This is a genomic window from Natrialba sp. PRR66 (genome assembly GCF_034808065.1).
GTDB classification, from domain to species: Archaea; Halobacteriota; Halobacteria; order Halobacteriales; family Natrialbaceae; genus Natrialba; species Natrialba aegyptia.
On the sequence record NZ_JAXHGN010000004.1, the window covers coordinates 209,865 to 222,397 of the forward strand.

Annotated in this window: 8 protein-coding genes and 2 pseudogenes; 4 read left to right on the plus strand and 6 right to left on the minus strand. The window is 56.8% G+C overall.

The features are described 5' to 3' along the window. The first annotated feature begins 385 nt into the window (after positions 1–385). The 3 genes and pseudogenes from rdfA (at position 386) to SM755_RS15120 (ending at position 4,338) form a co-directional block, all read left to right on the plus strand. The gene (rdfA, locus tag SM755_RS24470; RefSeq protein WP_369335250.1) at positions 386–1,048 is read left to right on the plus strand and encodes a rod-determining factor RdfA; all 663 of its coding nucleotides are present in this window, start codon (positions 386–388) and stop codon (positions 1,046–1,048) included. 314 nt (positions 1,049–1,362) lie between these two features. After that, the gene (locus SM755_RS15115; RefSeq protein ID WP_323173398.1) at positions 1,363–3,237 is read left to right on the plus strand and encodes an archaea-specific SMC-related protein; all 1,875 of its coding nucleotides are present in this window, start codon (positions 1,363–1,365) and stop codon (positions 3,235–3,237) included. A 136-nt stretch (positions 3,238–3,373) separates the two neighbouring features. Beyond that, a pseudogene (locus SM755_RS15120) lies at positions 3,374–4,338 on the plus strand (transposase). Positions 4,339–4,344: 6 nt separating this feature from the next. Here the strand turns inward: SM755_RS15120 and SM755_RS15125 are convergent. Next, positions 4,345–5,165 (minus strand): annotated as a pseudogene (locus SM755_RS15125) (IS5 family transposase); the annotation flags it as partial. A 278-nt stretch (positions 5,166–5,443) separates the two neighbouring features. Here SM755_RS15125 and SM755_RS15130 point away from each other — a divergent pair. Then, on the plus strand, positions 5,444–6,157 hold the full coding sequence (locus SM755_RS15130; protein ID WP_323173399.1) for a ThuA domain-containing protein: 714 nt from the start codon (positions 5,444–5,446) through the stop codon (positions 6,155–6,157). Positions 6,158–6,293: 136 nt separating this feature from the next. Here the strand turns inward: SM755_RS15130 and SM755_RS15135 are convergent, their stop codons facing one another. The 5 genes from SM755_RS15135 to SM755_RS15155 all read right to left on the minus strand — a co-directional run bounded on the left by SM755_RS15135 (position 6,294) and on the right by SM755_RS15155 (position 12,511). Continuing rightward, on the minus strand, positions 6,294–7,649 hold the full coding sequence (locus SM755_RS15135) for an anaerobic glycerol-3-phosphate dehydrogenase subunit C (RefSeq protein ID WP_323173400.1): 1,356 nt from the start codon (positions 7,647–7,649) through the stop codon (positions 6,294–6,296). 2 nt (positions 7,650–7,651) lie between these two features. Then, positions 7,652–9,043: a glycerol-3-phosphate dehydrogenase subunit GlpB gene (glpB, locus tag SM755_RS15140; RefSeq protein ID WP_323173401.1), complete on the minus strand. Its 1,392-nt coding sequence runs from the start codon at positions 9,041–9,043 to the stop codon at positions 7,652–7,654. Then, positions 9,033–10,718, minus strand: a complete 1,686-nt coding sequence (gene glpA, locus SM755_RS15145; protein ID WP_323173402.1) for an anaerobic glycerol-3-phosphate dehydrogenase subunit GlpA — start codon at positions 10,716–10,718, stop codon at positions 9,033–9,035. Before glpA ends, glpB begins: the two co-directional genes overlap by 11 nt. Positions 10,719–10,823: 105 nt before the next feature. Next, a complete protein-coding gene (locus SM755_RS15150; protein WP_006825816.1) occupies positions 10,824–11,873 on the minus strand; it encodes a hypothetical protein in 1,050 nt (349 codons plus the stop codon). Between the two features lie 221 nt (positions 11,874–12,094). Next, on the minus strand, positions 12,095–12,511 hold the full coding sequence (locus tag SM755_RS15155) for a heme-binding protein (protein WP_323173403.1): 417 nt from the start codon (positions 12,509–12,511) through the stop codon (positions 12,095–12,097). Positions 12,512–12,533 lie beyond the last annotated feature (22 nt).

The window sequence follows — 12,533 nt, forward strand, 5'->3', positions numbered from 1 at the left end:
ACGTTACTACCGGTCGGCTATCGGTCCTTCGAGCCTTCAATTGAAACGTCGAAATAGTATCTGAATTCACCGAGAGAGCATTGAAGACGAATTACGGCGATAGCCCGTTTGACGCTATGCTTCGGCAGGGTAGGCGAGAAGTCGTACTTTGAGAGTTGCCACCACAGAGAGGGAATCAGTGGTTCCGTACCACGGAACAAATCGTGACAGAGTGTGCTATCAGCGGCTGAGTTTCCAACAGTACTTTTGGAAAGCTAGGTAGCAAGCGAATGAGAGATGAGCCGTCTGAAGGGAAACAGTTTTCCCCGTAATACACCACGGTTAGCATGAAAATGTCTGGCCGGGAATCGAGCAATCACGGAAGATATCCGGAGGTGAGGCCACGATGAGTGACGCTATCGAGCACGGACACCAATGCTCGTGCAAAATCGGTCGCAACATCGAACGGTACAATCTCGACGAGCTGAACAGCGAACTCCAGCGCCAACGTAACACAGAAGATGCGAGCCTTCGAACACTCGCAAATTACATCAACGAACGAGTCCTTGAGGCGGCGCTTGCTGAAGCAGAGACCGATCTAACAGACGTCGCATATGGTGCTGTCAGCGCCGATGATGCACTCTCAGCGGTATACAATACCCTGGCGAGCGACACAGCGCCCGCCGATCGCGAAGCGCGGGTCCGCAAACGCTTCGAACAGAACGGGATTGATCTCGAAGCGATCGAGTCCGACTGGGTCACGCATCCCACCGTTCGTTCGCATCTCAACGATTGTCTCCATATTGATACCTCTCACACAACGAAGATCACGGCCGAAACGGCCCGAAATACGATCGAATGGGCACGAACGCGGTGCGCTCGAGTCGTCGAACAGACGATCTCTCGACTCGTCAGCGCAGAAATTATATCGATTCGTGACCATGAAGTTTCTGTCACGATCCAGATAACGTGCCCCGATTGTGGATCGACGTACCGATTCGGAGAGTTACTCAAGCACGAATCGTGTGCCTGCTCCACTGATGAGACAACCGAATCAGGTTCCCCGTAGTCTCCCGTATTCTCCGGTGCGCTATCTCGTTTCTTTTCTGTTACACGACTACGATTAACGGTATGCACTGAAACTGCGTCACCAGTTGGCCGTGGGTCTAGAGATGCATACGATGAGTCCACAGTTTGAATGCCGATTTCTTTGGAACTGCTTGCTCAAAGGAGATACACTTTCTGCCCAAAGGTGTTTTCGTAACTACGACTCATGCGATGGATATAAATGGAAGAGCGCCGATAAGACAAGTAATGTCACATTCGGATAGACCCGTACAGGATACATCTGTCGACGAAATAGTCGAGTTAGAGGCTGAAAACATGGGCGGAATCGATTCGTGTGCTATCGAGTTCCAGAACGGGGTCAATCTCCTCACGGGACGGAACGCAACCAATCGAACGAGTCTACTTCGAGCGGTCAGCGGCGTTCTCGGTGGAACGAGCGCTACACTCAAAAGCGATGCAGACGAAGGCTACGTGACGCTCACCATCGGTGACCGAGAGTACTCGCGCCAATACAATCGCACGGGAACCGGCGTCCAGGTGACGGGCGAACCGTACGAGGATAACAGTGAACTCATCGATCTCTTCATCTCTCTTCTCGAGAACAACCCGGCCCGACTGGCGGTCGAACGCGGTGACGACCTCCGCGAACTCATCATGCGACCAGTGGATACGACCGAGATCGAACAGCGGATCCAGCAACTGAAAAGCGAGCGCGACGAGATCAGTGAGACGATAGATCACATCGACCAGCGCTCGAAAAAGCTACCGGCACTCGAGGAACAGCGACAGACGCTGACTGCGGAACTCGAGTCGCTCGAGGAGGAGATCGAGACGCTTCGGTCGGAGGTGGCTCAGTACGAAGCCGATGCTGAAATGGCGGAAGAAGCCGAGGATCTGGTTGATCGGCTTGACGAGCGGCGGAAAGAGCAAAGCGAACTCACAGACCAGATCGATATCGTGACGGCCGAAATCGAGGCTCTCCGGGAACAACCCGAAGAGCTCCGCGCTGAGCGCGACGAACTCCCAGAGTATTCTCAAACAGATCTGGAGGCCGTTCAAGAAGAACTCCAATCGGTCCGGAACCGAAAACGAGAGCTCGAAAATACGGCCGCTGATCTATCTGCAATCGTCGAATTCAACGAAGACATTCTTTCCGACAGCATCTCAAATCTGCCCGAGGAATCAACTAGCGACGATCCGACTGCGGAACTCGCTCCCGAAGCGGACCAAGAGGTCACCTGCTGGACCTGCGGAAATCGGGCCAAACGCGGTGCAATAGCTGATCGACTGGAGAACCTCCGAAACGTAATTACGGAGAAACGAAACGAATCAACCGATCTCAAGTCTCGGATCACCGAACTGGAGCACGAACAGGAAGAGATTCGAGCGGCGATCGAGGAACGAGACGAACTCAATCGGAAACTTGACGACGTGGAACGGAAACTCGAGACGAAAGAGAAGCGGAAGGAAAATCTTGAGGAAGAGCTCGAGGAGGTACGCGAAACGATCCGCGAACTCGAGACCAAAGTAGCGGATACTGAGGAGTTGCGCGACAGTGATCTGTTGGAGACGTACGAGCGAATGAGCGAATTACAGTACGAACAAGGCCAGACTCAACAGGAATTGGCGTCCGTCGAAGACCAAATCGAGGAAATCGAATCGCTGCAGGACAAATCGGCACTGCAAGAGCAACTCGACGAACTCCGTCAGGAACTCAACTCCGAGCGCAGACGAGTAGCCGACCTCGAATCCGAGTCCGTGTCGAAGTTCAACGAGCACATGGCAGAAGTATTGGATATCCTTAACTACCGAAACATCTCCCGAGTCTGGATCGAGAGAAAAGAACCGGAAAGCGGGAGTCGTGAGTCGAACGCGACGTTCGACCTCCATCTTGTCCGAGAGTCAGACACGGGATCTGTATACGAGGATACGGTAGCGAATCTGAGCGAAAGCGAACGCGAAGTAATCGGCCTGATAGTCGCACTCGCTGGCTATCTAGTGCATGAAGTGTATCAGCGAGTACCGTTTATGCTACTCGATTCCCTTGAGGCAATCGACTCGGAGCGTATCGCCGACCTCATCGACTACTTTTCGGAGTACGCACCGTATCTCATCGTCGCACTACTCCCCGAAGACGCAGCAGAAATCACGGACAAATACACGCAGATTACGGCTGCAGAACTAAACTAACAGCCATTGATCTGATTTCGGAAAAGACATCGTTCCATAGACGGTTTCCGCTCCCAAACTATCAAATGTTATAGGCGAAACGCTCAACGGTGTACTGTCTATAGTATCCGTTAGAACTTCCTACTTAGAAAAGTTGCTGACTGCAGCAGATAATCTCGGCAAGATCTCTATCGAAGAATTGCAAGATGCTCTCGACAATGTCGAGGGAAAGAAGCCGACACAACGGCTATTAGCAGCAATAATCTACAAAAGTGATCTCCCGTGGACTGAACCCGCCGAGTGGTACAACGTTTAACGGCGCACGATCTATAGCTGACTCAAGCGATTCTCGGTGTCAAGTTGATTGAGCAGGCCGTTGCTAATAATAACTATCCTGTTAAGTATTGGAAACCATCAAAAATAGTAACAAAAGGTCGAAGACGCTATCTAGGAATCGTCCAAAGAGGTTCGGATTAACGCACCGGCGTGGACGCTGGCGCTCGTCCAACGGTATCTTGAGGAGACGTACGATTAGAGTGTTCAATATCGAGTATCTAGTAGTTATTCCAAGAAGTATAATTAAGATATTAAAGGTATATCCCATATAGATGCCGAGTCTACTCCTAATAAGCAAGAAATATCCCGTGAGACACTTACAAAAACGCCGAGAAATGGACGCTACAGTAGTCTGTATCGATCATACCAAGAAATCTTTCCAATTTGAGCCGCGTACCGGGTGATTTCCCCGTGGCGTGCAGCTGTTTGTCAAATTATCCGAGCAACGTGACTGGACGTGTCTGTTAGGCGCGATCACCGAGGATGGTAATTGCTTTTTCTCTCGATTTGATGAGCACGTTACTGCCACCACGAGGAATTTATCATCTTCTTGTTATGGAAAGAGTTCGAAGATGATCAACTTATAATCCTGGATAGAGCGCCATATTTCAGTTACCGTCCGTCACAGACCTAACGGCGCGTGAGGACCCTCGTGACGTTGCCGGCGTACTTACCAAACTAAATCCAGTTGAGGAGTGCTAGAGACAACTACAAGCAGTACTCAGCAACCATTTCTTTGAGTCGGCTCTGTTGAATCGCCATACTGCGTTGGATTTCACTGTTTGATAGCACTTTGATGTTGTAGACGACACACATCAGCGCAATTTCACGGAACTCTCGATACCAACTCCGCGCTCGCACGGCGTAGCCGAGCGAGCGCTTGACGGCTGAGTTGACGGGTTCGATTGACCGCTGAGCGTACCGATCATCATCAATACGGGCGTTGTGTGCGTGGTCGTATGGTGCGAAGATCCGATGTTTGATTAGCGGGCGAATGTCGAGTTCACGGAGTTGTTCGCGGAGTTGTTGCTTGTCGCAGCCCATACCAGCGGCTAATGACCACAGATTACCCACGTTCCGGCAGGCGATCTGCTCACAGAGATCCGCGTCACTGCCGTCTCACGTTGTCGAGCAGTAAAGATCAAGCACAGCTTGCGTTGCTGTATCGACGAGTGTTGTGACTTTGAGCGTCTGGACGCGATAATTCGTTCGGTGGCAGCAGTGGCGGCTCGCACGATCTCGTTCATAGAATGTTGCGTCGATCGTAGCGTGTTCAGAGAGGTTGTATAACTGCGTCCCAAGACCGCTTCGCGATTTTGTGGGCTGCACAAAAGCTCCACTTTTGCGAACGTCGACTGGCGCAGCACGCGACAGACGTTCATTCGATCCGGTCAAACGCCTTACACAGCGGGGAAGGTGCAGGGAGGTCAACTGCTTCGAGACCGATTTCCTCTGTTATTTGGGCATTTTCTTCAGCAGACCGGTCGTCATCCGATAGAACGTATCGAGGTAAATCCGGAGACAATATAGCAAAATGAGGGCATAGTCGGCGAATCTGTAACTCTTTGTGCAATCGAGACACAATGCTCGATGAAGTAGGAGATTTGCGTCATGGGTAACCAAATTTTCCGCTTCAACTCCTTCGATTTACTGACCTTCCCCGACGCCGCCTAGTGATTCAACGCAGCCCTTCAATACCAATCTAGCAGTGCCCGTATGACCGGCCTGTCCATAGAAGGAAGAGACTCCTGATGAAGAACCCGAAGAACACCAGTGAAAGTACACATGCTTCTACAGATAGACAAGGCGAGTGCCTTGGAGCTTGACCACGAGGGGGTTCACATCGATCAGCTACCGATACATTTAGACTGGCGTCTAACAAAGCTAACGTATGGTATCTGTTACCATCTGGAACGAGTTCAGACAGGAGCAAACGGAGGACAATGTCGAAGCGGTATACCCGGACGGCATTCACGCGGTCCTCTCGGAAGCTCTCGAGCGACGCGGACACGAGGTCCGCGTAGCAACGCTCGACGATCCGGAACACGGGCTAACGCCGTCGGTGCTGGACAAGACGGACGTGTTAGTCTGGTGGGAGCACAGGGCTCACGAGGACGTCGACGATGCTATCGTTAAGCGAGTCTGTGATCGCATCTATGACGGGATGGGGTTCGTTCCGCTCCATTCGACGCACTACTCGAAACTCTTCAAACGGCTCATGGGGACTCCGTGTTCGCTCGATTACCGCGAGTCGGGCGAGCGTGAGCGAGTCTGGACCGTCGACCCTGGTCACCCGATCGCCGACGGTATTGATGGATCGTTCGTCATCCCAGAGACGGAGATGTACGGCGAACCGTTCGCGGTTCCCGAACCGGATCGATTGGTCTTCGTCTCCTGGTTTGAGGGGGGCGAGGTGTTCCGCTCGGGTTGCTGTTATCACAGAGGTAACGGGCGAATCTTCTACTTCCGACCCGGACACGAGACGTACCCCGTGTACCGGGAGCAGACGGTGCAGGACGTTATCGACAACGCAGTCAGATGGTCAGCGACGGAAACCGGCGCGACAATCGACAAGGCGAACCGCTCCGTGTCCCCCTCGGAGTAAGGCAAACCTCCACGCGCAAATTCCGACGGTCTAGCGGCCCAGACTAGCTATCAACGCAGCCGATCGTCGGATGGGAAGTTGTAGATCGAAGCGACCCAATGCCCGCTAGGCTGATCGAGAAGGGGTTCCAGTTCGCTTACGCGAGAAGCGCGTCTTCGATCAGCTGAAGGGGGTGGCGAATCTCGTATCCCGTTCCGTGTTCCATCTGCATCGCGCAGGTTGGACACTCGGTCATCCCGGTGTCGCCCTCCGCACGTTCCAAGTGATCGAACATTTCCTCGCCGATCTTCATTGACGTCTTGTACTTCTCAGCCTTCCACCCGTAGGTTCCCGAAATGCCGGAACAGGAGTCGCCGACATCTTCGACGTGAACATCGTCGACATCTCGGAACAACTCGACCGCCTGCCTGTGGAGTCCCTGGTTACGGGCGTGACACGGTCCATGGTAGGCGAACGATTGCCCGTCGAGTTCGGCGTCCGAGAGCGCTTCCTCGAGGTCCTCGTGGATCCGCAGGTACTCCAAGGCCTCGAACGTGTTTCCGGCGACATCTTCGATCCTGTCGATATCGAATAGTTCGGGATACTCTTGCCGGAGTGACAGCGAACACGACGTGCAGGATGCGATGATATCCGCTCCGTCGTCGATCGTCGCGGCAAGTTCCGCGACGTTCGTCACGGCGTGTCTCCTGGCATCGATGAGCATTCCGTTAGCGAACATCGGTGTTCCCGAACACTGTTGCGGCGGGACCAGCACCTCATAGTCAAAGTACTCGAACACCCGCACCATGGCTTTAGCCACTTCGGGCGTGTTGTAGTTCGAGTAACAGCCGTGGAAGTATGCCACTCGCTTGTCGGCGTTTTGAACCTGTGCTCCGCCGCGGTCATGCCACCATTCCCGGAATGTCTGCTCCGCGAATTCAGGGAATTCCCGCTCTTTCGTGACGCCGAGCGTCTTCTCCATCACCCAGCGGACGGGACCGAAGTTCATCATAAAGTTAGCGAAGCGGGGTACTTTCGACGCGAACCGGGCCGACGTCCGATAGTTCGAGAGGATTCGGTTCCGGATGTACTCCCGCGAGAGCATGGACATCTGCTCGTCGACGTACTCTCCCCGAGCCTCATTGTGCATCTGCGAAAGCGGCACATCCGACGGACACGCCGAGTCGCACCTCATGCAGTTCGAACAAGACGTGATCGAGTCACCGATATCGATGTCCTCTTTCCGCTTGAGTCGCCACTGTTCGGGGCCCTGAAACTTCGGCCCCGGGAACTCCTCGTCTACTTCCGCAACCGGGCACGAGATATCGCACGTGGTGCACTTGTAACAGTCGTCCGCGCCGGCACGAAGGTCTAAATCTCCTTCCGGGAACACCTCCACAATCTCAGAATTCTCTCCGGCGGACGCGTCGTCGACAGGTTCGACAGCGGAACCGCCGTCAGTAGCGCGAGGTTGCGCAGTCGGGTCGTCGTTCTCGGTAGTTTCGTTAGTCATAGTCAAATTTCCGTCGTTCCTAGTTCTAGATTCAAGTCGTCTATCGCTGCTGCGGCCGCTCGGCCGGCGACAGCTCCGGTGGCCAGCGAGACGCCACTGGCCGATTTCTCGCGGGCGACATCCGCACCGCCGACCGCTGATCCGGCCGCATACAGGTTGGTGAACTCCGGGTCACCGTCCGCGTCGAGCGGTCGCATCGTTGCGTCGGGATTGACGCCGAACCGGGCGTACGGCTGATCGCCAAAAGCGTCGTCGACGAACCAGTCGTACCGATCCGGTGGTTGCGGGACGTGACAGTCGAACACCGGTTCGAAGACCCGATCGCGGTCAGAGTCGAGCCCTTTCCCGACGAATCCGCCGGTTGCGAGCACGAACGCCGAAGCCGAATACGGAATCTCTTGACCGCTCCGATCGACCAGTACTGTCTCGACTCTGGACGGTGTACCCGCGGCGGTTTCGTAGCCCACGACCGGACACCCGGTCTCATACTTCACCCCTTCGGCATCCAGTGCTGCGTAGAGCCGATCCTCCAGCCGCAGGCCGGGGAGGCTCGGTGGGCCGGTCGGAATCTCGAACACGGCTGCGCCCAGTCGCTCCTCGAGTTCGGCACGGACCTCGTCGGCGTTATCATCGCCGAGCAGGGCGGGGAACCCGACGCGTTTGGCGTCACCGACGTGCGGGGAAACGGCGTCGGCCAGCGCCTGCCGGGCGGGCGTCCCGTCGATGCGTTCGTCGTGATCAAGCGCCTTCGCGAAGCGAGTCACCTCGGCGTCGGCAGGGAACGTATCAGCGAACGCTATTTCGGCACCGGTTACCCCGAAGGGGACGCCAGCGGCGTCAAGGTTATCAGCGACCATGCGAGCGTCAAAGTCGGTGAACGACCGAAATCCGGCGACAAGCATCGACCGATTATCGCTCGCGATTCCTGCCGCCGCCGAGCGCGGATATCGCGCGGTTGGCTTCACCGTCCCGCCGAAGGTCGGAACGAGTGCGTTCTTCTCCGTGTGTCCGCCCAGGTACGCGCCGTCGACGAGATCATCGAACAACGAAAGCCCCGATCGGAGAGCGTCTGCTCCGAGAACCGAATAGGGATGGCCATCGGGGAGGGAGTCGATTCCGTCGAACGGCGTGATTAGCGGCCCACGGTACTCACTCCGGTTGTCCCGAAATGCTCGAAAGTCCCTTCGCTTCTGGGAGGGAGAGTCTTCCCGATCGGTCGACTGAGACCGTCCGGGAACGTATCCGAGCCCGTCGACGAGTCCGGACGCTTGCCTGAGCGTCGTTTTCTTGTGGGAGATCAGGCGGACATCAGCGCCGTTGCGGGCAGCTGCGACTGCACTCGTCACACCGGCGAGCCCTCCGCCGACGACGAGAACATCGCTCTTAATCGCCACGGCTTCCCTCCGCAGTTACACCAGAGTCGTACGCGCCGTAATCGATCTCGTCGTCGAAAACGGCGGGATCGGCGTCGTGGTTCATCGTGGTCGCGTGAAGCATGTGGTTCAGCATCGCTTGAGAGAGCTGTTCGCCCCAAAGGGTGTGACGCTGCCCTTTCCAGCGCTCCTGGTACAGCCGGTCGATCTCGTCTCGAGCAGCACCCCTCTCGTGGTTGGGGTACAGCTCAGCTCCCAGCCGATGGGTGCAGAACCCGCCCTGACAGTTCCCCATCGATGCGCGAGTCTGGAGCCTGACGCCGTTCAGGTTAGCGCCGACCCGGTCGATTGCGTCCTGGATTTCGGCTCTAGAGACCCCCTCACACGCACAGATCGTCGGGTTCGCCCCGTCAATGTCCAGTACTTCCGGAGCGCGGTCGCCGAGTCGCTGACGGCTTCGGCGAGCGATCGGTGATCGAAGGTCGAATTCGTCCATCCGATCGTCGAGCGCGGATGGATCGGTGCTCCCCGGGAGAGGCTTCTCGTGCGTTCGACAGGTAGCGTCGACACCGAACGCCTCGCAGACGTGGTCAGCGACGGACTCGGACATCTCCCGGTACGTCGTCAGTTTCCCGCCGACGACGGAAGCGAACCCCTCGACGCTGTCGCGTTCGGCGTGATCGAGGATGAAGTAGTTACGGGTGACATCACTGGGATCGGTCGTCGATCTGGGGTTGGGGTCGTACAGCGGTCGTACACCCCAGTACGCGCGAATCATACGCGCATCGGCGACGACCGGGACCATCTCCGCGGCGATGTCGATCATCATGTCGACTTCCCACTGCTCTTCGGGGTAGTTGTCCGGATCGTCTACCGGGTCGTCGTTGGCGCCGAGCAGGACAGTCGTCTCGTGAGGGATGATCGTATCCCCCTCGCCTTTCGGGAGACAACGGTTGATCACCGTGTCGAGTTGTCGGACGTTCGTGACGACCATCGCGCCCTTCGAGATGGACATTTTCAGTTCTATACCGGCCATCTCCGCCAGTTGCCCGGCCCACGCGCCTGTCGCACTGACCACATAGTCGGCCTGGAGCGTCTCGATGTCTCCTTCCGACCCCTTGCCGAGATAGGTCGGTCCGTGACGCTCGATCTCGACGCCGGTAACTGATCCATCGTCGACCAGCACGTCTACGACTTCTGCGTGTGTTTCGACGGTTGCGCCGTGGTCGACAGCGTCGGCAGCGTTCGCGACACAGAGGCGGAACGGATCGATTGCACCGTCCGGAACCCAGATTGCTCGTTCCACATCGGCGGAGAGATACGGTTCGCGTCGACGGGCTTCCTCCCCGGAGATCACTTCTGTCGGGATACCACACTCTTCACACCCTTCGAGTTTCTTCTCGAAGTATTCGTCGGGATCGCCCTCGAGCTGGACGAAGAGCCCGCCGGTGTCCTCGATACAGTGGCCGGCGATATCGCGCAGTATCCGATTTTCCTGCATGCAGTCGACGGCGCTCTCTTGGTCACTGACGGCATAGCGAGCACCGCTGTGGAGGTGGCCGTGCGTTCGGCCCGTGGTCCCCTCGGTGAGATTCCCACGTTCGACGAGCGTCACGTTGAACCCTCTCATGGCGAGGTCACGGGCGGTTCCCGTACCAGTCGCTCCGCCGCCGATGACGACGATGGAATGGGGCATACAAGTACGAAGAATATCTTGTGTGGAAACGTTATAATGGTTGTGTTTGGTAGGTTGGCGAACATCCGTCCAGAAGATGGGACGGCGGTGACTATAGTCTCTCAGTCATAGCGCGGGGACCCATCCGCTCCCTGGTAGGATACCGAGAGCAGCACACACCGAGATCAGGAAGGTGCCAAAGACGATGGCTGCGGCGGGCGGGTCCAGATGGGTGTCGCCGTGCGCGTAGAAGACCCGCTGGAACACTTCGCCGAAGAGCGCACTGATCAGGCCGAAGATCGCTCCGACGGCGACGACGCCGGACAACGACACCGTCGCGACGGAAGCCGATCCGGCGAGAGCAAAGACGGCGGTACTCGATGGGAGCGCAATGTGGTGCGTGACCGGGAAGTTCTCGTGACCAATACTCAGGAAGATCAGTGAGGCAGCACTGATCCCGAAGGCGAGGTACGGACTCTCGCTCACGTAGCCGACATACGCGCCCAGAATCCCTACAACAACTCCGAGCACCGCCACGTTGAGCCACTTGTACTGCTGTGGGAGCCACGGTTCGACGGCGTACCGCTGGCCGATAACGCCTCCGTCGGCAGCGACGGCGTCCGGCGACTGGAGTTCTTCCTGCTCGAACGGCTTCATGTCGAGCCACCCTGAGCTAGGCGTACCGACGACGTCGTAACCGAACGCGACACGGTGGAGCACGGCCGACAGAACGACGCCCATTGCGACCTGATCGAACGGCATCGCGAACGCGACCATCAGCTCGACCATCACGTAGCCGGCGGCTCCGAACAGTGCGCCGACCGCGAGGACATCTGGCTTCGTGCCGAACGCGTAGTTGATGTTTTTCGCCTGATGGTAGTCGAAGTCGGTATCCATGTACCCCCGCCTGGCGGCGTACGCCGACGCGGCCGCGCCGGCCGCGAAGCTGATGTGAGGACCGAACACGGGACCGAACGCGATTGCGTCGGTGATCATAATTGCCGCGGCGTCGCTGCCGGCTGCTGCTTTGCCGGCCAGATTCGCCGCCTCCCCGGCGATCACCATGAAACCGGTGAAGATGAATGCGGGGAGCCCACCAATCGCCGCCCCGAACGCGCCGCCCGCCAGCGCCAGTAGCAAGTACTCGATCGACCAGATCGCCGCGACGTCAACCATGCTGGCTCGCACCTCGTTTGCCAATGCTCCGGCCGTCCGCACTGGGACGAACACGGGATACCTGACTCGTCGACTCGCCTCGCTCGATACGGTGTCTTCGATGATTGATCATCTCTAACTTCGATCTGATCATAGATCCCATCGAACATAAATATAACTGATGGTAATTAAATGTACAGTACACTCTAACGGAGAAAAAGCTCTCGCTGGCGGTCGCGATGTCAGTGTGACTCTTCGAAGGCCTCGACGCTGGCTTCGGCGACCGTTCTGTCCTGTTCGACGGCGCCGCCGCTGACGCCGATGGCGCCAATGACCTTGCCGTCGCGGATGAGGGGATACCCGCCACCGAAAACAACGAGTTGATTGTCGTCAGTTGTCTGAAGTCCCCAGAGCGACTCACCGGGTTTCGTAGCCTCCTCGAGTTCGTGAGTGGGCATGTCCAGCGCGGCAGACGTGTACGCCTTGTTCCGGGATATGTTCACGGAAGCGAGCCAAGCGTCGTCCATCCGCCGCTGTGCGACGAGGTTTCCCTCGGAATTGACGACGGTGATCACCATCGGGTTATCGATTGCCTTCGCCGCCTCTTCCGCTGCGTCGATTACTTCCTTTGCCGTCTCGAGTGTGATTGATGGAATCATGGTCGTAATTGTAGCTATGTGT

What these genes read in the sequence shown, in the direction of transcription:
- SM755_RS15155 (WP_323173403.1), bottom strand. Translation starts at nt 12,511, where the DNA reads ATGATTCCATCAATCACACTCGAGACGGCAAAGGAAGTAATCGACGCA.
- rdfA (WP_369335250.1), top strand. Translation starts at nt 386, where the DNA reads ATGAGTGACGCTATCGAGCACGGACACCAATGCTCGTGCAAAATCGGT.
- glpA (WP_323173402.1), bottom strand. Translation starts at nt 10,718, where the DNA reads ATGCCCCATTCCATCGTCGTCATCGGCGGCGGAGCGACTGGTACGGGA.
- SM755_RS15150 (WP_006825816.1), bottom strand. Translation starts at nt 11,873, where the DNA reads ATGGTTGACGTCGCGGCGATCTGGTCGATCGAGTACTTGCTACTGGCG.
- SM755_RS15135 (WP_323173400.1), bottom strand. Translation starts at nt 7,649, where the DNA reads ATGACTAACGAAACTACCGAGAACGACGACCCGACTGCGCAACCTCGC.
- SM755_RS15130 (WP_323173399.1), top strand. Translation starts at nt 5,444, where the DNA reads ATGGTATCTGTTACCATCTGGAACGAGTTCAGACAGGAGCAAACGGAG.
- SM755_RS15115 (WP_323173398.1), top strand. Translation starts at nt 1,363, where the DNA reads ATGGGCGGAATCGATTCGTGTGCTATCGAGTTCCAGAACGGGGTCAAT.